This is a genomic window from Barnesiella sp., from assembly GCF_022723415.1.
In the GTDB taxonomy this organism is placed as follows: Bacteria; Bacteroidota; Bacteroidia; order Bacteroidales; family Barnesiellaceae; genus Barnesiella; species Barnesiella intestinihominis.
Genome location: NZ_JAIJHU010000008.1, coordinates 26,893 through 50,739, shown reverse-complemented (window position 1 = coordinate 50,739; position 23,847 = coordinate 26,893). Strand labels below are relative to the sequence as shown.

Genomic DNA, 23,847 nt, shown 5'->3' with positions numbered 1-23,847 from the left:
ATTAAGTATAATATCATCTATGATATTTTTATCGGCGGAAGTTTATCGTAGGTTTCGATATATCGGCTTCTCTTTTCTGCGATAATATCTTTTATCGCGATGAGGATACCGGACTCTTCAACGTTTCCGAATTCGTCGTTAATGGCTGTACCAAACATTTTCATCGTGGGAGATAATCCCATATAGGCGTTGACTAACGGCGGAATGTTATACCCGAGTTTGCGTACTTCTTGATTTAGAATTTTGTAGTCTTCTTTAAAGTCGTCATAAATGAACAATTTGCTCATTTTTTCTTCGTCGGTGTCGGTTTGTAACGGGTGTTTAGGCCAAACGAGACGATCGGGGTCGGGAAAATGTTTGTTCAAAAAATAGAGTATCATGTTTCGTCCCTCTTGAGAGTAAGTGGGGTACATGGTTACTTTCCCGAAAAAGTATTCTATTTGAGGATAATCTACGGTCAGCGCTCCTAATCCGTCCCAAAGGTTATCGAGAGCGAATAATCCTTTCGCACCGGCTCTCGAAGATTGGTATTCGAGCGTAACGAAAGAACGGCCTAACTCGATTGTATGGGGCAGATAATCCTGTAAGAACTTCTGAGAAAATTCAAACAAATGAGATGTTGCGATACGGGGTCGCCCCATTTCGTCGTTACGAATATTTTCTCCTACGATGAAACGGTATCCTCCTATGATTTCTTCGGCATCGGGATTCCATACGATGAGTTGTTGGCAAGGCGGGTCCATAGTATCGAATTCGTCTATGTCGAGCGGTAATCCAGTGCCGCCTCCGGGGTAACGGAATGCTATTTCGCGCAACCTCCCGATTTCTCTCATAACATTGGGAGCATTATTGCAATCGATGATATATATTTTATTTCCGCCCTTGCGAGTATCCCGCATAAATCTGTCCGGGGTTAGTTCTGCTTTGATAAGTTCTTTATCAACGGGCGCAATAATGGGTTCCATGCTATTGATTCTTTTTTATCTGGTAGACTTTTTCTTTAACGATTTGGGCCCATTCTTGCAAACTTTTCGATTTATCGAAAGTTTGCCACGGGATAGGTTTGCCAATGTATATGTCGAATGTCTTGTTTTTGCTGTTAAACATTTCGTCGGGCAAATATATCAATTCTATATTAAATTTTAATCCGATACATTTACGTATTTGCGCAAATCGATAAAAAAAAGTGGAATTTCGTCCTTCGAAGTAGATGGGAATGATGTCTCGTTGAGATTGAACGGCCTTGGCGATAAATGTTTTTTTCCACTCCAAATCTTTTATTTTCCCGTGTTGCAGCCGAGAGCACAAGCCTGCCGGGAAAATGAGCATCTGCTCGTCCGATTCATAAGCATTATTGATTTGCAGACTGGATTCTTTGGCTTGGGAACCGTATTTGTTGATCGGTAGAAACACGGGCGCCAAAGGTTTGATATGCATGAGAAGATCGTTGACGAGAAATTTAATTTTTCCGCTGTAAAAATGTCCGAAGAAACGAATGAGCGCGACTCCGTCAAGGGCTCCCAACGGGTGATTCGATGCAAAAATGAAACGACCTTCGGGCGGGATATTTTCTTTCCCTATCACATTGATATGCACGTTCATATAAGAAAGCAAATCGTCGGCGAATTTTACACCGGTACTGTCTTTATATGTTTTGAGAATATAGTTTATTTCGTCTTGGTGGATTGTGCGTTCAAGGTAGCGAAAAAGAAATCCCGGAATTTTTTTTGCATATTTCGGAGCTTTCTCCTTGACGACTTTTTCTATGTCGATTTTTAAAGGCTCAGAACTCATATCATTTGTAAAAAGTGCATACAAAATTACTGTATTTTTTTTTGTTTTTGTGAGTTTGCGAGATGTTTTTGTTTGAGAGTCGAATCGCAGAGTTGTTTCTGATGATTGCGAGAGCCATGTCGATTTAAAGAAATACAGAAAAAAAGTCAAAAAGAGCACCTTTGGATTAGGGATTAATTTCTATCTTTACCCTGCGAAAAAACAAAGTTGAAGAACGATAGATAAATGGAGTTGCAATCGGCTGTATATCATGTGCCCGCACTGCTTGAAGAATGTATCGACGGATTGAATATCCAGCCGGGTGGAACTTATGTCGATGTTACGTTCGGCGGGGGCGGTCATTCTCGTGCCATTTTAGGACATTTAGGCGAATGTGGACGTTTGTTTTCTTTGGACCAAGATGAAGATGCCCGGCAGAATAGCCTCGATGATCCTCGATTTACGTTTGTCCATAGCAATTTCCGGTTTTTGAAAAACTTCATGCGTTATTACGGGGTGGAGCGAGTCGATGGAATTTTAGCCGATTTGGGAGTTTCTTTTCACCATTTCGATGATTCGGACCGGGGATTTTCCTTTCGTTTCGAAGGGCCTCTCGATATGCGAATGAATCGACGTTCGGGACAGACGGCGGCTCAATTGATAGCTACATGTAGCGAGGAAAAATTGGCCGATTTGTTTTTTTTGTATGGTGAATTGAAGAGCGCTCGGCGTATAGCGGCCGCAGTTGTTGCCGCTCGGTCATCGGCTCCCATAGAAACGACGGAGAGATTGTTGGAGGTAGTGCGGCCTTATATCAATCGGAAGCAGGAAAAAAAGGAATTGGCTCAGTTGTTTCAGGCTTTGCGGATAGAGGTAAACCAAGAAATGGAAAGTCTGCGCCGGTTGTTGGAACAGTCGGTAGAGTTACTTCCGCAGGGCGGCCGATTGGTGGTTCTTACGTACCATTCGTTGGAAGATCGCATGGTCAAGAATTTTATGAAGACGGGTAATGTGGAGGGGCGTGCCGAACAGGACTTTTTCGGTCGGATAAATGCTCCTCTTCGGCCGGTCAACAATAAAGTAATTGTTCCCGATGAAGCGGAAATAGAACGGAATCCGAGGTCGCGGAGCGCTAAACTGAGAATCGCAGAGAAGGTATAGATATGGCTAAAAAAGGGAAAAACGAGAAAGGCGGATTTATCAAATATCTGAAATTGCTTGTACAGGGGCGTATATTCTCTTTGGATTTTTTCAGATCTCATTGGGTATTTATCGCTTCGGTCGTTTTCCTTGTTTGGTTGTCGATCGCTAACCGATATGTTTGTCAGACAAAGGTCGAGACCATTAAAGATTTACGTTTTGAATTGTCTAATGCCAAGACGGAGCGAGTGCGTGCCACAGCCCGCTATATGGGGCTGGTGCGTCATTCCAGAATTATCGCCCTTGTCAATGAAAATAAATTGGGACTTGAAATACCAGATACTCCTCCCGTAAAATTAATACCGCAAGATGGAGACAAGGAATAGAAATCACATATTGTTGCGGTATGCTCTGGTGATTGTCGGGGTGCTCGTGTTCAGTGTCGCTATTGTGAAAAAAGCGGCCGATACATGTATTATACATGCTGATAAATGGAACGAGAAAGCCGCACGTATGCTTTCTGTCACTCATGAGGTAATGCCTGAGCGGGGCGATATTTTGGCTCAAAACGGCGAAGTGATGGCTACGAACATGACTTATTATCGTGCGTTAATCGATTTCGGCGTTCCCAAATTCAAGTCCAGAGAGTTCAATGACAGTCTGAAAACGTTGTGTAAACTATTGGGAAAATATTTCCCCGAAAGGACTCCTGCCGCTTATGAAAAGGCTATGCGAACTGCTTTTTTAAGAAAAAAACGTTATTTCGTATTGGTTCGGGAAATTACGGGAAGGGATTACGAACTGTTGAAGACGTTTCCCTTTTTACGGCATTCGACTCAGTATTCGGGATTTCATATAGACCCCGAGCGGGAGAAAATAGTCAAACGAGAGAAGCCTTACGGAACGATGGCTTCGCGTGCCATCGGAGGGCTGGACGAGACTTTTCACGGAAACAGCGGATTGGAAAAAGCATTGGATTCTTTGTTATATGGTATTCCGGGTAAAACCGTGAAAAAACAGATTCCGTCGGGTATGGTCGATTGGGTGGCCGAACCTCCTCGGCGGGGACTCGATGTGAAGACGACTATCGATGTGGATATACAGGATATAACGGAGCAGGCTTTATTGCAGACCATCGAAGAGACACAGCCGGAGTTTGCCGTTGCCATAGTGATGGAGGTGGCGACGGGTGATATAAAGGCCATGTCGAATTTGTCGAGATTGCCCGGAGGGGAATATGTAGAAACTGTGAATAATGCCGTGCAAGGTTATGAACCGGGTTCGGTGGTTAAACCTTTGTCGATGATGGTAGCACTCGACGACGGAGTTATCCGTCCCCATGATGTCGTAAACGGGCATGATGGAGTTTTCCGTTATCCGGCGGGAATGAAAGTCCGACCCATAACCGATACGCACGGTAGGGCTTCGATGACCGCTACCGAAGCGATGAAATATTCTTCCAATATAGGTCTGTCGGAAATTATACTGCGAGGATATGAACGTAATCCCGATGAATTTGTACAGCGCATTTATAAGTCGGGTTTTATGGAACCGTTCGATCTTTGCATACCGGGGGCGGCCCGTCCTACGATACGACATTTGAAATCGACGGTGCAAGATCGTATTAACCTGACTCGTATGTCGTATGGATATACGACAAAAATACCTCCCATTTATACGTTGGCATTGTATAATACCATCGCTAACGACGGGCAATTCGTGAAGCCCCGATTGGTAAAAGAGTTGATTCGGGACGGGGTAACCGATACGGTCTTCGATATTAGTTATATCCGAAAACAGGCATGTAAACCCGAAACGGCAAGAGCATTGAGAAATATGTTATATGCGGTCGTAAATGACGATGACGGGACCGGTCGTCGGGCTCGTTCGAAAAAAGTGACCATAGCCGGGAAGACAGGAACGGTGAGAACGATAGGTTCCGACGGGAAATACGAGACTCGTTATCGAATCACTTTTTGCGGTTTTTTCCCGTATGAAAATCCGCAGTACTCGTGTATCGTTCTTTTAGGAAAGCCCAATTTGCCGGGTATGCCTTCGGCCGGTTACTATTGTGGCGGCGTTTTGAAGAAGATAGCGGAGACGCTTTATTCCATGGGTCGCCTCGATGTGCCTATGGATATACCTTCGGATTCGACGAGCGTTCGGAGTCCGGCTATTTTAAAGGGGGATATTGCAGAGACAAGGCAAGTATTGCAGCATTTGGGAGTTCGGGGAGATGTGACCCAATGTCGCGATATGGAGGTCTATTGCGACAGTATGCCCGATGTCTGCGGTATGGGTGCGCGAGATGCATTGTATATATTGGAGCGTGAAGGATTGAATGTAAATATACAAGGTCGGGGAAAGGTGGTAGAGCAGTCTATCCCTTCGGGAAAAGTCATACAACCCGGTACGACGGTAATTTTAAAATTGAAATAGAAGGATATCGATGATATGAAAAATGTGGAATGTTTATTGTCGGGAATTAAGGTGGTGGAACGCAAAGGGGCGGTCGTGACAGAAGTCTCGGGAGTGGAATCGGATTCTCGTCAGGTAAAGAAAGATAACTTATTTGTTGCGGTGCGGGGAGCTTCGGTCGACGGTCATGATTTTATCGGCCAAGCTATTGCACAGGGGGCTGTTGTCGTTGTTTGCGAAGAGTTTCCCGAAAAGTCGGAGCCGCAAGTGTTGTATGTGAAAGTGGAAGACAGTGCGGTCGCATTCGGTTTGTTGGCAGCGGCATGGTATGGAAATCCTTCGAAAGAGTTGGTACTGGTGGGTGTCACCGGGACGAACGGGAAGACGACTACGGCGACATTGCTGTATGAAATGTTCCGTCTGTTCGGGTACAAGGTCGGTCTTTTATCTACCGTTTGCAATTATATAGACGACATCGCTGTTCCTGCAACTCATACGACCCCCGACCCTTTACACCTGCATCGTTTACTTCGTGAAATGGTCGATGCCGGCTGCGCATATGCGTTTATGGAGGTAAGTTCGCATTCGGCTGCGCAACATCGCATAGTCGGTCTCGATTTCAACGGGGCGATTTTTACGAATCTAACGAGAGACCACATCGATTATCATAAAACCGTCGAGGCTTATCTGAAAGCTAAAAAATCGTTTTTCGACGGGTTACCCAAAGGAGCATTCGCTTTGACTAACATCGACGATAAGTCGGGGTTAGTTATGTTGCAGAATACCAAAGCTGAAAAGCATACTTATTCGTTGCGGACTTTGGCCGATTTCAGAGTGCGGATCATAGAAAGTCGTATCGACGGCATGACTCTGGAAATAAACGGGAAAGAGGTGGAAGTGATGTTCGTCGGTAAATTCAATGCTTATAATTTACTGGCGGTTTATGGAGCGGCTTGTTTGTTGGGACAGGAGCCGGAAGAAGTTTTACGAAAGATGAGTTTATTGATTCCTGTCGCCGGAAGGTTCCAAACTCTTCATTCTTCAAAAGGTTATACCGCTATCGTGGATTATGCTCATACTCCCGATGCCTTGAACAATGTGTTGAGTTCCATTCGTGACGTCTTGGGAAATAGAGGACATATCATTACGGTTGTGGGAGCCGGTGGAAACAGGGATAAAGGGAAACGACCCATGATGGCTCGGGAAGCGGTGAATTTGAGCGATCGGGTAATATTGACATCGGATAATCCGCGGTTCGAAAACCCGAACGATATATTGAACGATATGTTGGAGGGCCTCGATGCCGAACAGCGTCGTAAAACTCTCGCTATCGTCGATCGCCGGGAAGCGATTCGCGCGGCTACGCAGTTTGCCCAACCGGGCGATGTCGTTTTGATTGCGGGCAAAGGGCATGAAGACTATCAGGAGATAGAGGGGGTGAAACACCATTTCGACGATAAGGAAGAAGTGGAAAAATTGTTCGCGGAAGAGAGAATTTAATAATAACTGTGAAATAGAAAGAGTATGCTGTATTATTTGTTTCAATACCTTGAATCTTCATTCGATTTTCCGGGGGCTCGATTGTTTTCCTACATATCTTTCCGGTCTGGGGTCGCTTTTATTTTGGCTTTGTTTATTGCTACCATTATCGGCCGGCGTATTATCAATAAGCTGCAAATTTTGCAAATCGGAGAGCTCGTGCGTGATCTCGGGTTGGAAGGACAAATGTCCAAGAAAGGCACGCCTACGATGGGTGGGATTATCATTATTATCGCTATATTGATACCTTGTTTGTTGGTCGGGAGACTGGGAAATATCTACATGATATTGATGTTGATTACGACCGTTTGGCTGGGAGCCATAGGTTTTTTGGACGACTATATCAAGGTGTTCAAGAAAGATAAGGAGGGGTTGCACGGGCGATTTAAAATAGTCGGACAGGTGGGACTCGGTCTTATCGTGGGATTGACGCTGTTTTTGAGTCCAGATGTAGTTATTCGCGAGAATGTGGCTGTGCAAACGCCGGGAGCAGATACCGAAGTGGTAAAATATGAATCGGAAAATATCAAGTCTACCCAGACGACCATTCCTTTTTTCAAGAATAATAATCTCGATTATGCCGATTTGGTCCCGTTTTTGGGCGAACATGCCCAGACCGGTGGTTGGGTTATTTTCATATTGCTTACGATTTTTGTGGTGACAGCCGTTTCGAACGGCGCGAACTTGACAGACGGTCTCGACGGTTTAGCGACGGGAACTTCGGCCATCATGGGTTTGACATTGGGCATATTGGCCTATCTGTCGGGGCATATAGCGTACGCATCGTATTTGAATATCATGTATATACCGGGGAGCGAGGAACTGGTCGTTTTCGCCAGCGCTTTTATGGGGGCGACAATCGGTTTTTTGTGGTATAATGCGTTCCCGGCTCAGGTGTTTATGGGCGATACGGGTAGCCTCACGTTGGGCGGTATTATTGCCGTGTTCGCTCTTTGTATACATAAGGAGTTGTTGATTCCGATTTTGTGTGCGATTTTCTTTGTGGAAGATTTGTCGGTAATGATACAGGTCGCTTATTTCAAGATTACGAAACGAAAATACGGAGAGGGTCGTCGGGTTTTCAAGATGACGCCTTTGCATCATCATTTTCAAAAACCGGGTAATGCAGGAATCAACGCTTTGATACAAAAACCGTTGCAAGCTGTGCCGGAGTCGAAGATCGTCGTTCGCTTCTGGATTGTTTGCATCATGCTTGCAGCCATTACGATAGTGACGCTGAAAATGCGATAGAAAGGGTTCTAAAATGGAAAAGAAAAAAAGAATTGTAGTGTTGGGTGCAGGAGAGAGTGGTGTCGGAGCCGCTGTGCTTGCCCAAGTGAAAGGGTTCGATGTATTTGTCTCGGATATGTCGGTTATCCAAGATAAATACAAAGAACAGCTCGATCGATATGAAATCCCCTTTGAAGAGGGGAAACATACCCCGGATTTGATATTGAACGCCGACGAGGTGGTCAAGAGTCCGGGTATTCCCGATAGGGCTCCCATGATAGCGGCTTTACGTGAAAAGAATATTCCTATTATTTCGGAAATAGAGTTTGCCGGTCGTTATACTCGTGCCCGCATGATTTGCATTACCGGGAGCAATGGGAAAACGACGACTACACTGTTGACTTATCATATTCTGAAAAGTGCCGGATTGAAAGTGGGACTTGCCGGTAATGTGGGGAAAAGTCTGGCCTTGCAGGTAGCGACTTGCGACTATGATTATTATGTCATCGAATTGAGTAGTTTTCAGTTGGATAATATGTATGATTTCAAAGCCCATATAGCTATCTTGTTGAACATTACACCGGATCATCTGGACCGGTACGATTATAAAATGGAGAACTATGTCGATGCCAAGTTTCGGATTATTCGAAATCAGACGGAAGACGATGCGTTTATCTATTGGAATGACGATCCCGTGATTACCGAGAAATTATCGCAGTTGCCTTTGAAGTCGCAGCGATACCCGTTTGCCGAAACTCACGAGCCGGGGACGCAAGCGTACACCGAAGACGGAGCTTTGACGATCGATACTCCTGAGGAAAAGTTGACGATGGAGACCGATGAACTGTCGTTACATGGAAGGCATAATTTGTATAACTCGATGGCAGCCGGTCTTTCGGCCTGCCTGTTGAATGTGAAGAAAGAGTATGTTCGCAAGGCATTGAGCGATTTCGAGTCGGTAGAGCATCGTCTCGAACGGGTGGCTTCGGTGCGGGGTGTACAATTTATCAATGATTCGAAAGCTACGAATGTTAATTCGTGCTGGTATGCTCTGGAAAGCATGAAAACACCTGTGGTACTTATTTTAGGGGGAAAAGATAAAGGAAATGATTATTCCGAGATAGAGCAATTGGTTCGGGACAAGGTGAAAGCCTTAGTCTTTTTGGGTGTGGACAATAGTAAGCTCCATGCTTTTTTCGAGGGAAAAGTACCTTATATAACCGAGGCGAGCTCTATGAAAGAGGCTGTGGATAAATCGTTTGCTTTGGCTACTCCGGGCGATACGGTTCTGCTGTCGCCTTGTTGCGCCAGCTTCGATTTGTTCAAAAGTTATGAGGACAGGGGTGACCAGTTCAAGGCTTGTGTTCGAGCTTTATAACCGTTATCGTTATGGAAATAGAAGTATCGGAAAAAGAGAAAAGGAGAAGCGACCCTTACATTTGGGGTATCATTATCATCTTGTATATCGTTTCGGTTGTCGAGGTTTACAGTGCGATAAGCCGGGAGATTACGGGTGGTGACGTATATTCTCCCATCATCAAACATATCATGCTTCTTTTCTCCGGCTTTGTCATTACTTATGTCACTTCCCAGATACATTATAAATGGTTTAAGGTCTTGGCCTATCTGATGATACCTTTGACGATCGTTCTTCTCGTGAGCATTCTTTTCTGGGGGGATACGATTAACGGGGCAAAACGTACGATCTCGGTATTGGGAGTATCTTTACAGGGTTCGGAAGTAGCCAAAGTTACGATTGTGTTGGCTATGGCGACCGTTTTGGCGAAGACCCAGATAAAGCGCGGGGTAAATATGAAGGGCGTTTTATGGGTGGTCGGTCTGGTGACGATATTCAGCGCTTTGCTGTTTACTCAGGGGCTGACCAACACGTTGCTATTTATCGGGATAAGTGTCTGCATGATGCTGATCGGGGGTGTCGAATTTTATAAATTGTTCGGTATCTTATTGGTGTATGTGGTCTTGGCTTTGGCTGTCATGCAGGCGAAAGATTTGATAACGGAAGTAAAAGCACAGCCGGAGACGCAGGAGGTAACGGTACAGGATAGAAACGAGGGAGATAAGGTGATCGTCCGGTCATCGACTTGGAAAAGCCGCTTGAAAGACTTTTTCGACCCTACTCCCGAGTATGAAAAAGAGACTACGCACAAGAACTTGCAGGAACATCGGGCGGCTATGGCTATGGCTCACGGTGGAATTACCGGAGTGGGACCCGGTAACAGTAGGGAATCGTCTCGGCTTCCGTTGGCGTTCTCGGACTATATTTATGCGATTATCATAGAAGATTTGGGATTTATCGTCGGTGGTATAGGCCTTTTGGTAGCTTATTTGATGATTTTGGCTCGTGCCGGTTTGATAGCTCGCCGGTGTACGAGGGCTTTCCCGGCATTGCTGGTCATGGGAATGGCGGTAATGATCGTGTTGCAGGCTTTGTTCAACATGGCTATCGTCGTGGGGGTTTTCCCGGTTTCGGGACAACCGTTACCATTGATTAGTAAGGGGGGAACTTCGATTTGGATGATGAGTTTCGGATTCGGTGTGATGTTGAGCGTGAGCCGTTATGCGGTGAAAGATTCCGGAAAGAAAATAAAAACAGAGAAAGAAAACGATTTACCGGAGGACTTGCAGGCTGCGAATCCTACCAATTTAGCATAGAAAGAATATGAAGCGAACGATAAGAGTTTTGATTAGCGGCGGAGGTACGGGGGGACATATTTTCCCGGCTATTTCTATCGCCAATGCAATAAAGGTGAAGTGCCCCGATGCCGAGATATTGTTCGTCGGAGCCGATAACCGTATGGAGATGGAGAAGGTTCCGGCTGCGGGATATCCGATTAAAGGTCTTCCTGTAAGCGGCTTTAACCGGAGTAATCCGTTGGCTAACTTCAAAGTGTTGTGGCGGCTGTGGAGAAGTCTGCGTATGGCTCGCCGTATCGTGCGGGATTTTCGTCCTGATGTGGCGGTAGGTGTGGGCGGATATGCCAGTGGTCCCACTTTGTGGGCAGCTGCGCATCGAGGTGTACCTACTCTCATTCAAGAACAAAACTCCTATGCGGGGGTCACGAATAAGTTGTTAGCATCGAAAGCACATACCATTTGTGTGGCATACGATGGTATGGAACGCTTTTTTCCTGCTGAAAAATTGGTGCTGACCGGCAATCCGGTACGGCAGGATTTGTGCAATGAGGCTTTAACTCGTACCGAGGCTGCCGCTTTCTTCGGCCTTGACCCGAATAAAAAAATTATTTTGTTGATAGGCGGTAGTTTGGGAGCTTTGACATTGAATACGGCTGTGGCAGAGTCTATTCCAGAGATTGTGAAAAGCGGAGTCCAGTTGATTTGGCAATGCGGAAAACGGTTCGACGAACGAGCTAAAATGGTATTGGAAGCAGCAGGCAATCCTACTTGTATTAAACAAATGCCGTTTATCGCACGCATGGATTTGGCCTACAAGGCAGCCGATTTGGTTATTTCGAGAGCGGGAGCCAGTTCCATATCGGAGCTTTGTTTACTTGGGAAACCTGTGATTTTAGTACCGTCGCCTAATGTGGCGGAAGATCATCAGACCAAAAATGCCGAAGCCTTGTCGTCGAAAGGCGCGGCGATTCTCGTGCGGGATGCCGAGGCTCGCCAACGGTTGATGCCTTGTGCTTTGTCGGTGGTTCACGATGAGGAATCTCTGACTTCGATGAACCGGGAAATTGCGGCGTTGGCGCAGCGTGATTCGGCAGCCCGGATAGCCGATATAATTTTTGATATAGTCAATAAAAAATGAAACAGTATACATCTCTTTATTTCGTAGGAGCCGGAGGTATCGGCATGAGTGCATTGGTCCGGTATTTTTTGGCGAAGGGATATAAAGTCGCGGGTTATGATCGCACGCAGTCACCCCTGACTACCGAACTTAAAGCCGAGGGGCTGGAAATCGTTTATGAAGAGTCGGTAGAGTCGATACCCGATTATTGCCGGAATCCCGAGACGACTTTGGTCGTTTATACTCCGGCGATTCCCGCAAGTCATGTCGGATTGGTTTATTTCAGGGAGCATGGTTTCCGAGTGGTAAAGCGTGCCGAGTTGTTGGGGCTGATTACGCAATCGAGCAAAGGCCTGTGCTTTGCCGGCACTCATGGCAAGACCACGACATCGAGTATGGCTGCTCATATCTTTCATGAATCTCCGATAGGTTGCAATGCGTTCTTGGGTGGTATTCTTCGTAATTATAACAGTAACCTTATCCTGTCGGAACAGTCGCCGTTTACGGTAATCGAGGCCGATGAATATGACCGTTCGTTCCATTGGCTGCATCCCTATATGGCTGTCGTTACGGCAACCGATCCCGATCATTTGGATATTTACGGAACCGAGGAGGCTTATTTGGAGAGTTTCGCTCGTTTCACTTCGTTGATACAGCCGGGTGGCTGTTTGATTATGAAGAAAGGTATCAAGCTGGTTCCCAGCGTAAAGGAGAATGTAAAAATATATACTTATTCGGCTCGTGACGGGGGTGATTTTCATGCCGGTAACATACGTATAGGCGACGGAACCATCGTGTTTGATTTTGTGATGCCGGAAGGGAGTGTCGCAGATATAGAGCTGGGTGTTCCCGTGGAGATAAATATCGAAAACGCAGTGGCTGCTATGGCGATAGCGTGGTTGAATGGGGTATCTGGCGACGATATGCGGAGAGCTATGGCCTCGTTCAAGGGAGCAAAACGCCGGTTCGAGTTTTGGGTGAGACGTCCCGACAGGGTAATGATAGACGACTATGCACATCACCCCGATGAATTGAAAGCTAGTATCCGTTCTGTGAAGGCTCTTTATCCCGGCCGTCGGTTGTCGGTGATTTTCCAGCCTCATCTGTACTCCCGTACTCGCGATTTCGCTCCACAGTTTGCCGAGGCGCTGTCCCTTGCCGACGAGGTTTTTCTGTTAGACATTTATCCGGCGAGAGAATTGCCGATACCGGGCGTAACTTCGAAACTTATTTTTGACAAGATAACATGCAGAAATAAAGAACTTTGTTTGCGTGAAAAGTTGTTAGAACGGATAAAAGAGTGTAACTTTGACATTTTATTGACGACGGGGGCCGGCGATATAGACCGTTTGCTCCCTGAAATAGCGGCAATCGTAGAGTCGAAATGAAAGTACTGTTGAGATTTTTGTTGATGGTAGTGTTGGTATCCTATCTGTTTGTCTCGTTCTTTTTTTTACGCTCCTATGCAGCGGAGGATAAATGCAGGGACTTACAAGTGGAGATAACCGACAGTGCTGTATTGCATTATATCTCACCAGCCGATGTATATAACTATATCGAGGATTTCGAGATGGATCCTTGCGGGAAGCCTTTGGGAGGAATCGATACTGAAAAGATGGAGCGTACACTTATGTCGAACGGGGTGTTGGGCTCGGTCGAATGTTATAAAAAAGTAGGCGGAACTGTGTGTGTGGAAGTGACACAGCGTGTCCCGATTATGCGGGTGATGGCTGACGACGGAAATTACTACGTCGATGCAGAGGGGCAGCGCATGGCTGTCAGGACTCAATATCAAGCGCATCTACCTTTGGTGACGGGACGAGTGGACAGTGTGTTGACCTATCGGGATATGTTGCCGTTGGCTCGGTATATTTATAATCATCGGTTTTGGAATGCTCAAATTGAACAAATTTATGTCAATGAGCGTCATGAAGTAGAGTTGGTTCCCAGAGTGGGAGGCCAAACCATTTTGTTGGGCTCGGTACAGGATTTTGAAACGAAATTGGATAACTTGATGCTGGTTTATAAAAAGGTATTCAGTAAAGCTGGTTGGGCGATGTACGATACGGTTTCGTTGAAATTTAAGAATCAAGTCGTTTGTACCCGAAAGAAAAAATGAAATAAAAGTAACAATATATATGGATACGGAAAGATACATAGTAGCTGTCGAGATAGGAAGCTCGAAGATTACAGGCGCGATAGGAACTCGTTCTCTGAAAGGAGTCGTTACTGTGCTGGGAGTAGATACCGAACCATTGACCGGGAGTGTGAAGCGAGGTTTCGTCGTTAATCCCGATGAAGTTTCATCGAAAGTGAAACGTTTGATACGGAAATTGAATAACCGTATAGGCGCTTCGAAAAAAATCAAACAGGTGTATGTGGGAATCGGGGGACAATCTTTACATGCCGAAGACCACATGATAAGCCGAGATTATCCCGAAGGAACTCCCATTACGGAGGACATTATCAAACGCTTGCAGGAGGAAGCCCGGGAAATGCCTATTGCCGGAGCCGATATATTGGAGGTCGTTCGTACCGGAGTACTTGTCGATGATAAACCTAAATCGGGCAGAGAAGAAATCGAGGGCTCGAATCTGAAAATGAGTTTGAAGTTGATCGTGGCTCGTGACGATTTGAAAAAAAGTGTGTCCCGTTGTTTCTCTGGCGAGCCTTCGATAGTGCGCTATATTCCTACTCCGTTGTCTACTGCTTATGTGGCGTTGAGTAACGAAGACCGCCAAGCTGGAGTCATGTTGGTCGATTTCGGTGCGGAAACGACGACAGTTTCGATTTATAAGGACGGGCTTTTGCGCTATCTTTCTACGATACCATTAGGAGGGTATAACATTACCCGCGATATTATGACATTGAAAGTTACCGAACCGGAGGCCGAGTCGTTTAAAGTGCGGTTGGGTTCTGCTAAGGTAATGGGTGAAGAATCGAACATTACGCTTCGGGGAGAGAGTTCGTCTGAAATAAAAAGTTTGGATTTGTCGAAGGTAGTCAAAGCTCGTATCGAGGAAATCGTGGCCAATGTCAATGCTCACTTCGAGTATGCGAAATGTGACCGTAAAAGTTTAGGAGCCGGTATGGTGATTGTGGGAGGTGCATCCAAACTGTCCAATCTGGCGGAACTTATCGCAGAGAAGTGCGATATTCGTGTGAGGAAAGGAGCTCTTCGTCAGGATATGTTGTTAGATGTGGCTTCTCAATCGAAGAGTGCTGACTATTTGCAGATTCTGGGGTTGCTTTATTGCGGAAAAGAGAATTGTGTCGAAGTTTTACCTAAGGTTGTCGATGAGCCGGAAGACGAGCCGCATGAAGAAGTAAAGCCGTTGAGCCCAAAGGAGAAAAGGGCGCAAGAGAAGGCACAGGAGAAAGCAGAACAAGAGCGTCGGAAACGGGAAGCCGCAGATGCAAAGCGAGAAGAAAAGGAACGTAAGAAGCGAGAAAAAGAGGAGAAAGTGAAGGGGCCGGGGCTCTTCGGAAAATTGAAAGAGATGGTGAAGAAGGCCGAAAACCTGCTCGATGATGAAAACGATAATTTTTAAATGGAGAACATCATGAACGAATTAGATATAAATAATCCTCAGTTACCCGATTTTATTGTTCCCGGAGCTGATGAAAAAAAACAGGACGAACCGGCAAAGATTAAAGTGATAGGTGTCGGCGGAGGCGGAGGAAATGCCGTGAACCATATGTACCATCAAGGTATAGGTGGTGTCAGTTTTGTTCTTTGTAATACCGATGCACAAGCGTTGCGAAATTCGCCTGTTCCTGTAAAAGTTCAGTTGGGTGCTAAGGGTGAGGGAGCCGGAAACATTCCGGAGGTCGCTAAGAAATTGGCCGAAGAGAGTGCCGCCGAAGTCGAAGCCTTGTTCGATGATAATACACGCATGGCCTTTATTACGGCCGGAATGGGCGGAGGAACCGGAACGGGAGCCGCTCCCGTGGTTGCCCGTATTGCTAAGGAGAAGGGTGTGCTTACAGTGGGCATCGTGACAATCCCGTTTCTCTTTGAAGGAGAACCGAAGATATTACAGGCTTTCGCCGGTGTGGAGGAAATGCGGAAGCATGTCGATGCTTTGTTGGTGATCAATAACGAGCGATTGTGTAAGATATATCCCGATCTTTCTTGGACGACCGCTTTCGCCAAAGCGGACGATTCGTTGTCGAATGCAGCCCGGAGTATAGCCGAGCTGGTGTCGAAAGATGGAAAAATCAATCTTGATTTCGCCGATGTACGCACGACGCTGAAAGACGGAGGAGCTGCTGTAATCAGTACCGGATCTGGCGAGGGTGAGCATCGCATGAGCCGTGCGATCCAAAATGCACTGACTTCTCCTCTTTTAAAAGAGAGCGATATTTATGGAGCGGAACGAGTACTGTTCAATCTCTATTTTTCACCCGAAGAGGGGGAGGAGCTTCGTATGCAGGAGTCCAAAGAGTTGAGCGAGTTTATGTTGCGTTTCAAGAAGAAAGTAAATGTTATTTGGGGATATACTCACGATTCTTCTTTGGGCAAGGCCGTGAAAATTACCATTTTGGCTACGGGATTCGAGGTATCTGACTTGACGTTCAAAGGGGAATATGGCGGTGATGCCGACGAGCATATCGCTCAATCGCAATATATTGTTTTGAAACCCGATCAACTCGATGATAACGATTTGTTAGAAAAGTTGGATAAGACACCCGCTTATGACCGTCCGAAAGATTTTCGCGATAATTTCGACGGTTCGGAGAAAAAAGAGGAGAGTAACGGTAGTGGCCGTCGTACCATAAGGTTTTAATCGAAAACTATAAAATAGATATAGGATTATGAATTTATTCGATCAGGTCAGCAACGACATTAAAAGTGCCATGCTGGCAAAAGACAAAGTGAGATTGGAAGCCCTGCGGGGAATTAAGAAAGAGTTTTTGGAGGCAAAAACAGCCAAAGGCGCCGACGGAGAATTGACGGACGACATGGCGATGAAGATATTGGCAAAGATGGTGAAGCAGAGGAAGGAAAGCGCTCAGATTTATACCGAGCAGAATCGTCCCGATTTGGCCGAACCGGAATTGGCCGAAGCAGCTGTCATAGAAACTTATTTGCCGAAGCAGATGACCGAGGAAGAGTTGACCGAAGCGTTGAAAGCGATTATCGCTCAGGTAGGAGCTACTACTCCGCAAGAGATGGGAAAGGTGATGGGAGTAGCTACCAAACAGTTGGCAGGGCGTGCCGATGGCCGCGCTATTTCTGCGAAAGTAAAAGAACTGTTGGCTTAATACAGAATAAATATTTGAATTGAACTATGCTTACACTAAGTGTTATTAAGGAGAATCCCGAAGAGGTGATTCGTCGTTTGGCAATTAAACATTTCGATGGCAAAGAAGCTATAAATCGGGTTCTTGAATTAGATAAAATACGTCGGGCATCTCAGGCCGAGTTGGACGGGAAGTTGGCCGAATTGAAAGTTTTGGCGGCTCAGACTGGACAGCTTATGAAAGCCGGTAAAAAAGAGGAAGCCGAAGCTGTGAAAATGAAGACAGCAACCATTAAAGAGTCTACCAAAGAGTTGGAAGAGTCGATGGTGTCGGCAGAAAAGGAGATTACCGATATTTTATTGACTGTTCCCAATTTGCCGTATGCCGGAGTACCCGAAGGTCGTACTGCCGAAGACAATATTGTGGAAAAGACCGGCGGAGTGATTCCCGAACTTCCCGCCGATGCGCTTCCGCACTGGGATTTGGCTAAGAAATACGATTTAATCGATTTCGAGTTGGGTGTGAAAATTACCGGTGCAGGATTCCCTGTGTATAAAGGCAAAGGCGCTCGGTTGCAACGGGCTTTGATTTCGTTCTTTTTGGATGCCGCTCGCGAGGCCGGTTACCTCGAAATACAACCTCCTTATGTCGTGAATGCCGCTTCCGGTTACGGTACAGGGCAATTACCCGACAAAGAGGGTCAAATGTATCATTGCAACGAAGACGATTTGTATCTTATTCCCACAGCCGAAGTTCCGGTGACGAACCTCTACCGTGACGTAATTTTCAATGAATCGGATCTACCGATTAAGAATACGGCTTATTCGGCTTGCTTCCGTCGTGAAGCTGGTTCGTACGGGAAAGACGTGAGGGGATTGAATCGTCTGCATCAGTTCGATAAAGTGGAGATCGTGCAGATACAACACCCCGACCATTCGTATGAAGCTTTGGAAGAGATGAAAGCTCATGTACAGAGTCTGGTGGAACGTCTCGAATTACCGTGGCATATTTTGCGTTTGTGTGGCGGCGATATGAGTTTTACCTCGGCCATAACATTCGATTTCGAAGTATATTCCGCCGCACAGAAGCGTTGGTTGGAAGTCAGCTCGGTATCCAATTTCGAAAGCTATCAGGCCAATCGGTTGAAATGCCGTTATCGTGGAGCCGATAAGAAAACGCATTTGTGCCATACGTTGAACGGTAGCGCTTTGGCATTGCCCCGTATCATGGCAGCCTTGTTGGAGAATAACCAGACCCCCAAAGGTATAAAGATACCCAAAGTGTTGGTTCCTTATTGCGGGTTCGATATTATCGATTAAGGATTGAATTAAATCGTATATAAAACGGGGCAGTATGAAAAAAAATCATACCGCCCCGTTTTATTGAATCCGGAAAATAACAGGGTTCTTTTGTTTGTATCTTGTAACCGTTCCTTTTACTTTCTGCCGAAATCGGCGGGGATTTCACCCCATTTCTCGGTATCCCATTTGATAATGGTATTGGCATAGACGTGAGTATGCAGCCAGCGTTCTGCCCGTGCGATAAGGTCGAATATGGGAGCATTGGCTGCGTTGGGGGCTAGTTTGGTCTTGCATTTTTTTTGTTTAATCCATAGTATGGCATTACGGCTGTCGGAATAGATGGGTATATCGGAGTCTCGCTGTTGCAAGTAGGCCAACCCATGAACGAGGGCGAGGAACTCTCCTATGTTGTTTGTACCTTGCTCCAAAGGGCCTACATGAAACAGTTCGATTCCCGATTTCGTGTCTACTCCCCGGTATTCCATTTTTCCGGGGTTTCCGCTACAAGCCGCATCGACCGATAGACTGTCGGCGATAACCGAAGGGGGTAAGATGGGAGCAGACAGTTTGTCACGGGAGTGTTCGCCTATTTTACGCATGACATCGAAATAATCGTCGGGGGCATTGCGGAAGGCTTCGGTAGCGGCTTCCAGACTGTCGAAACTTTTGTATTTCGCTCCTTTGAAATTGTCGACTTGTTCTTTGCATTCTTCCCAAGAATCGAAAATTCCACGGGCACGCCCTTCCCATACGACATAATATTTGTATTTGGCCATGATTCGGTTATCGTTATAAATGACGGGTACAAAAATATAAAAATTGTCGTATCTTTACGCACGTTAGCGGAGATAAGCCTGTGCGATGCTTCTTTTATGTTGCCGATAAGCCGATTCTCCGTGGCATAATCGAATAGCGATGGGAAGAATTGGTATATACGGAATTTTATCGGTAGTCTTGTTTGGCCTGATCGGGTGTGCTCCCGGCAAGAGCGACAAGGAGGAAAGTGTGCGTTTATATAAAGAAGCGATAGTTTTGCTGGGGAGCGATTCCGTGACTATCGATGATTGTCTGGCAGCCCAGAGATTATTGGAGCAAGCTCTTGATGCCGACAGCGAAAATATAGATGTATATTTCGGGAAGGTGTTGAACGAGTTGAATTTGTGGCGTCCGGACAGTGCTTACCGGACAGCTTCGGCCGCTATCGAAAAAATAGGAGAAACGGGGAAAAACCGTATGAAGGCTTATTTTTATACGGTAAAAGGGTTTATCGCTTATGACCGGGGTGACGAGGCAGATGCCGAGAAACAACTGTCGGAGGCCTTGTCTTTGTATGAGAGTTATTTAACGGAGGATCCGGCGAATATGGATTATCTGTTGAACAAATCGGTCTTGCTATCGGGATTGGAGGGGAAACAAACGGCTTTGGACTTTATTGCAAAGTCGCCTTTGAAAGAGGCGGATAAACAGGCGTTGATTCACTCTTTGTCGGAGTTTGAATTTCGACAGTTCGGAGAGACTTGGAGAGCGAAGCATGATGCTCTGGTCGCTAACGGGCAGACAGAGACAAATACGATATCGAATACTTTTAAGAAATGAAGCCTTTGTTTTTGGTTGGATACATGGCGGCAGGCAAGACGACATTGGGACGTCGGGCGGCTCAGCTTTTGAATGTCGAGTTTATCGACCTCGATGCTTATATCGAATCTAGATACAGGAAACGGGTATCCGATTTGTTTGCCGAACGGGGAGAAGAGGGTTTCAGGGATATAGAGCGTCGTATGTTGCATGAGGTAGCGGAGTTTGACAATGTGTTGGTCGCTACGGGCGGTGGCACGCCTTGTTTTTTCGATAACATGGAGTACATGCGTCACCGGGGAGTCACGATTTATTTGGCCGCTTCTGTACAGACGTTGTGCAGACGCTTGTCCCATGCAAAAGTAAAACGCCCGTTGGTGGCGGGTAAAACGCCGGAGGAACTGTATGAGTACATTACCGAGATGTTGAATCGTCGCGAGTCTTATTACCGGCAAGCCGATTATCGTTTCGATGCCGACGGGTATGAATCGCTCGATTCGGTCGACGAGGCTGTGCATCGGCTGGCTGTCTTGATGCAAAATCCTGCTTATGGAGATGGAGCTGATGAAATATAAATATATAATTCTGGTTTTTACCGAAGTATATTTGTAAATTCGTCTTTATAAATTTAAACTTCGTGGTTATGGCTGGTAGCTTTGCTTGTAAATCGAATGCAGGGGTCGCACCCCAAGAACAATTGTTGGGAACGATGGCCGGTAATAGACGTTTGTCCATAGGGTTACCGGCGGAACATAACGGAGGGGAAAAACGATTCCCTCTGACGCCCGAGGGGGTTGCCTTGTTGACCAAAGAGGGGTATCGCGTTTTTGTGGAAAGCGGAGCCGGCGAGGGTATCAAGTATTCCGATTTACATTATACCGAGGCTGGGGCGCAAGCGACAACAGCCTCAGAAGTTTTCAGATGCGATGTCGTTCTTAAAATTACTCCGTTGAATGAACAGGAGGCTGCTATGATACGTCCGGGGGTGTTTCTGCTCACGTTGTTGCAGCTTCAATATCAATCGGCTTCGGTCGTGCGCATATTGATGCAAAAGAAAGTTACGGCAGTCGCGATAGATTTGATAACCGATGAGCGAGGCCGTTATCTTTTTGCCGATATATTGGACGAAATTGACGGTCGTGCAGCCATTGTGTTGGCTTCGGAATTGTTGAGTAACCGGAGTGGAGGAAAGGGTGTTTTGTTGGGGGGCATCCCGGGGGTCGCCTCCTCGGAGGTTTTGATTATAGGAGGAGGCCTTGCAGGCCGTGCGGCGGCTCGTGCCGCTTGTGGATTGGGTGCTTTGGTGAGGGTATTCGATAATGATTTTTATCGTTTAAAAGCTACTCAGTTGGAAGTGAGTCCTTCTATCTTTACTTCCAATATGCACCCTCATGTCTTGGAAAACGCCATGCGCTCGGCCGATGTGGTTATTGGCACGGAAGTGCCGGAGGGAGGCCGTTTAGGAGTAAGCTATATCGAGATGATGAAACGAGGGGCATTGTTGTTCGATTTGTGTATGGATAAAGGAGGCTGTTTCGAAACGTCGAGTTGTAGCGAGGCTCCTTGTAATAAAGTGTATGAGCAATGCGGTGTTTTGCATTATTGCTTGTCGAGCGTTGGATCTGCCGTTGCCCGAACGGCATCGATGGCGTTGAGTAATTTATTAGTTCCGGTATTGATCGATTTGAATGACCCTGCCATGCTCTATGGCCATATTAAGTCGGACGAAAGACTTCGGAATGCCGTGTATTTGTTCGGTGGAAAGTTGACTTATAAGGAGTTGAGCATACGATTGGGATTGCCTTATTATGATATGGCTCTTTTTATGTCGATGTTTTGAAAAGATCTTTGTTTTTATCGGAACAGCTTTTAAAATGATGAATAGATAGGGAGCTTACATATTTCTATGAAAATATTTCAAATGCTTACAAAAAAACACTATCTTTGCTAAAATAGTAATATTGGAATTGAAATATATCATGTTGGATTAAAATTGTAATATAAACATGACGGAAAAAACAAAAGTGAAAGTATTGGAAGAAGTCGTGGTACGATTTTCCGGCGATTCCGGTGACGGAATGCAATTGGCCGGGAATATCTTTTCCAATGTTTCGGCCGGTATCGGTGATGAAATTTCTACATTCCCCGATTATCCGGCAGAGATACGTGCTCCGCAAGGAACGTTAGGGGGAGTGTCTGGTTTTCAGGTTCATATAGGGAAAGGTGTTCACACTCCGGGAGACTTGGCCGATGTATTGGTTGCCATGAATCCGGCAGCGTTAAAAACAAATGCTCGCTATGTGAAAAAAGGCGGTGTGGTGATTATCGACTCGGATAGCTTTCGGGCCAGCGATTTGGAGAAGGCGGCGTTTACGACGGACGATCCTATTCAAGAGGCGGGCCTTTCTCATGCACAAATCGTTCCGGTAGCGATTACCCAAATGGTGAAAGATTCATTGGCCGATTCAGGCTTAGACAACAAGTCTATCGTACGGTGTAAAAATATGTTTGCCTTAGGGCTTGTCTGTTGGTTGTTCGACCGTCCTTTGGAACAAGCTCAACATTTATTGAAAAATAAATTTGCCAAGAAGCCGGCTATCTATGAGGCTAATGCGAAAGTGATGCGCGACGGCTACAACTATGGTAATAACATACATGCTTCGGTTTCGACCTATCGAGTAGAGTCTGCGCAAGTGAAGCCCGGTATTTATACCGATGTGAACGGAAATACGGCTACCGCATGGGGGTTGATAGCCGCATCTGAAAAGTCGGGACTGCCTTTGTTCTTAGGAAGTTATCCCATTACCCCGGCCACAGATATTTTGCATGAGTTGGCCAAGCGGAAAGATTTAGGCGTAAAGGCTATTCAAGTGGAGGACGAGATAGCCGGTGTTTGTACGGCTATCGGGGCTTCGTTCGCCGGAAATTTGGCAGTGACTTCCACGTCGGGGCCCGGTTTGGCATTGAAGAGCGAGGGTATAGGTTTGGCCGTTATGGCGGAATTGCCTTTGGTCATTATTGATGTTCAGCGAGGTGGGCCGTCTACGGGATTGCCGACGAAAACCGAGCAGACCGATTTGTTGCAGGCTTTATACGGCCGGAATGGCGAGAGTCCGGTGGTAGTGGTGGCAGCCTCTACACCGACCGATTGTTTCGATATGGCATTTCAAGCGGCTAAAATCGCTTTGGAGCACATGACTCCCGTTATCTTGTTGACCGACGGATTTATTGGAAATGGCTCTTCGGCATGGCGTATTCCGGAAATCGATGAATATCCCGAGATAAAGCCCAATTATGTCATGCCGGAACAACAAGGTACGTGGAAACCATACGACCGTAACGAAAAAGCCGTACGTTATTGGGCGAAGCCCGGAACAGAGGGTTTCATGCACCGGCTCGGAGGATTGGAAAAGGATTATAAGACTAGCGCAATTTCTACTGACCCCATCAACCATGAAAAGATGGTTCGTGCCCGGCAGCAGAAAATCGACAGCATAGCCACCGATATTCCTTTGTTGAAAGTGTCGGGCGATTCTTCTGCCGATTTATTGGTTGTCAGTTGGGGCGGAACCTACGGGCATTTGTATTCTGCCGTGGAAGCTATGAATGCAGAAGGGAAACCTGTGGCTTTCGCTCATTTCAATTATATCAATCCGTTGCCCGCGAATACCGAGGAGATATTACGGCGATATAAAAAAGTGGTCGTTTGCGAGCTGAATAACGGGCAGTTTGCATCGTATTTGTCAGGGAAAGTTCCAGGTGTGAATTTCTTGCGATATAATAAAATTCAGGCACAGCCGTTCATGGTGAGTGAGTTGATGGCGCATTTTTCAAAGCTTTTGGAGGAATAGG

The 23,847-nt window shown here is 46.2% G+C and carries 21 protein-coding genes; 18 read left to right on the top strand and 3 right to left on the bottom strand.

Annotation, left to right across the window (positions count from 1 at the left end):
• Positions 1–17: 17 nt before the first annotated feature.
• On the bottom strand, positions 18–965 hold the full coding sequence (glsB, locus tag QVD32_RS03135; protein WP_008863185.1) for a glycine N(alpha)-acyltransferase GlsB: 948 nt from the start codon (positions 963–965) through the stop codon (positions 18–20).
• Between the two features lies 1 nt (position 966).
• Positions 967–1,794: a lyso-glycine lipid O-acyltransferase GlsA gene (glsA, locus tag QVD32_RS03130; protein ID WP_040296344.1), complete on the bottom strand. Its 828-nt coding sequence runs from the start codon at positions 1,792–1,794 to the stop codon at positions 967–969.
• 225 nt (positions 1,795–2,019) lie between these two features.
• Between glsA and rsmH the strand changes: the two genes are divergently transcribed.
• Genes rsmH through serS form a run of 14 tightly spaced genes read left to right on the top strand, consistent with a single transcriptional unit; the run spans position 2,020 to position 18,438 of the window.
• Positions 2,020–2,934 carry a 16S rRNA (cytosine(1402)-N(4))-methyltransferase RsmH gene (gene rsmH, locus QVD32_RS03125; RefSeq protein ID WP_021892393.1) on the top strand — a complete coding sequence of 305 codons (915 nt, stop codon included), beginning with the start codon at positions 2,020–2,022 and terminating at the stop codon, positions 2,932–2,934.
• A 2-nt stretch (positions 2,935–2,936) separates the two neighbouring features.
• A complete protein-coding gene (locus QVD32_RS03120; protein ID WP_021892392.1) occupies positions 2,937–3,299 on the top strand; it encodes an FtsL-like putative cell division protein in 363 nt (120 codons plus the stop codon).
• Entirely contained in the window at positions 3,283–5,352 is a 2,070-nt protein-coding gene (locus tag QVD32_RS03115; RefSeq protein WP_021892391.1) for a PASTA domain-containing penicillin-binding protein, read from the top strand. The genes QVD32_RS03120 and QVD32_RS03115 overlap by 17 nt, the downstream gene beginning before the upstream one ends.
• A 15-nt stretch (positions 5,353–5,367) precedes the next feature.
• Positions 5,368–6,831 carry a UDP-N-acetylmuramoyl-L-alanyl-D-glutamate--2,6-diaminopimelate ligase gene (locus QVD32_RS03110; RefSeq protein WP_021892390.1) on the top strand — a complete coding sequence of 488 codons (1,464 nt, stop codon included), beginning with the start codon at positions 5,368–5,370 and terminating at the stop codon, positions 6,829–6,831.
• A gap of 24 nt (positions 6,832–6,855) precedes the next feature.
• The gene (gene mraY / locus QVD32_RS03105) at positions 6,856–8,121 is read left to right on the top strand and encodes a phospho-N-acetylmuramoyl-pentapeptide-transferase (RefSeq protein WP_046411154.1); all 1,266 of its coding nucleotides are present in this window, start codon (positions 6,856–6,858) and stop codon (positions 8,119–8,121) included.
• A 13-nt stretch (positions 8,122–8,134) separates the two neighbouring features.
• Positions 8,135–9,478, top strand: coding sequence for a UDP-N-acetylmuramoyl-L-alanine--D-glutamate ligase (gene murD / locus QVD32_RS03100; protein WP_021892388.1), 1,344 nt, complete (start codon positions 8,135–8,137; stop codon positions 9,476–9,478).
• Positions 9,479–9,489: 11 nt separating this feature from the next.
• Positions 9,490–10,773, top strand: coding sequence for an FtsW/RodA/SpoVE family cell cycle protein (locus QVD32_RS03095; protein ID WP_021892387.1), 1,284 nt, complete (start codon positions 9,490–9,492; stop codon positions 10,771–10,773).
• 7 nt (positions 10,774–10,780) lie between these two features.
• Positions 10,781–11,893, top strand: coding sequence for an undecaprenyldiphospho-muramoylpentapeptide beta-N-acetylglucosaminyltransferase (gene murG, locus QVD32_RS03090; RefSeq protein WP_021892386.1), 1,113 nt, complete (start codon positions 10,781–10,783; stop codon positions 11,891–11,893).
• Positions 11,890–13,260 (top strand): UDP-N-acetylmuramate--L-alanine ligase, encoded by a 1,371-nt coding sequence (murC, locus tag QVD32_RS03085; RefSeq protein WP_021892385.1) that lies wholly within the window; start codon positions 11,890–11,892, stop codon positions 13,258–13,260. Before murG ends, murC begins: the two co-directional genes overlap by 4 nt.
• Positions 13,257–13,991 (top strand): cell division protein FtsQ/DivIB, encoded by a 735-nt coding sequence (locus QVD32_RS03080; protein WP_021892384.1) that lies wholly within the window; start codon positions 13,257–13,259, stop codon positions 13,989–13,991. Before murC ends, QVD32_RS03080 begins: the two co-directional genes overlap by 4 nt.
• Positions 13,992–14,010: 19 nt before the next feature.
• Positions 14,011–15,423 (top strand): cell division protein FtsA, encoded by a 1,413-nt coding sequence (locus tag QVD32_RS03075; RefSeq protein ID WP_021892383.1) that lies wholly within the window; start codon positions 14,011–14,013, stop codon positions 15,421–15,423.
• Between the two features lie 12 nt (positions 15,424–15,435).
• Positions 15,436–16,662, top strand: a complete 1,227-nt coding sequence (ftsZ, locus tag QVD32_RS03070; protein ID WP_021892382.1) for a cell division protein FtsZ — start codon at positions 15,436–15,438, stop codon at positions 16,660–16,662.
• Positions 16,663–16,690: 28 nt separating this feature from the next.
• Positions 16,691–17,140: a GatB/YqeY domain-containing protein gene (locus QVD32_RS03065; RefSeq protein WP_021892381.1), complete on the top strand. Its 450-nt coding sequence runs from the start codon at positions 16,691–16,693 to the stop codon at positions 17,138–17,140.
• A gap of 26 nt (positions 17,141–17,166) precedes the next feature.
• Complete coding sequence (gene serS / locus QVD32_RS03060; protein WP_021892380.1) at positions 17,167–18,438, top strand: serine--tRNA ligase; 1,272 nt, start codon at positions 17,167–17,169, stop codon at positions 18,436–18,438.
• 116 nt (positions 18,439–18,554) lie between these two features.
• On the opposite strand, the gene QVD32_RS03055 is transcribed toward serS, so the two are convergent.
• Positions 18,555–19,196 carry a ribonuclease H1 domain-containing protein gene (locus QVD32_RS03055; protein ID WP_021892379.1) on the bottom strand — a complete coding sequence of 214 codons (642 nt, stop codon included), beginning with the start codon at positions 19,194–19,196 and terminating at the stop codon, positions 18,555–18,557.
• A gap of 139 nt (positions 19,197–19,335) precedes the next feature.
• On the opposite strand from QVD32_RS03055, the gene QVD32_RS03050 reads away from it, so the two are divergent.
• From QVD32_RS03050 to QVD32_RS03035, 4 genes are all read left to right on the top strand, one after another.
• Entirely contained in the window at positions 19,336–20,016 is a 681-nt protein-coding gene (locus QVD32_RS03050; protein ID WP_021892378.1) for a tetratricopeptide repeat protein, read from the top strand.
• Positions 20,013–20,570 carry a shikimate kinase gene (locus tag QVD32_RS03045; RefSeq protein ID WP_021892377.1) on the top strand — a complete coding sequence of 186 codons (558 nt, stop codon included), beginning with the start codon at positions 20,013–20,015 and terminating at the stop codon, positions 20,568–20,570. Before QVD32_RS03050 ends, QVD32_RS03045 begins: the two co-directional genes overlap by 4 nt.
• 68 nt (positions 20,571–20,638) lie before the next feature.
• Positions 20,639–21,835 (top strand): alanine dehydrogenase, encoded by a 1,197-nt coding sequence (locus QVD32_RS03040; protein ID WP_021892376.1) that lies wholly within the window; start codon positions 20,639–20,641, stop codon positions 21,833–21,835.
• A 166-nt stretch (positions 21,836–22,001) separates the two neighbouring features.
• Positions 22,002–23,846, top strand: coding sequence for a 2-oxoacid:acceptor oxidoreductase subunit alpha (locus QVD32_RS03035; protein WP_021892375.1), 1,845 nt, complete (start codon positions 22,002–22,004; stop codon positions 23,844–23,846).
• The last annotated feature ends 1 nt before the right edge of the window (position 23,847 follow it).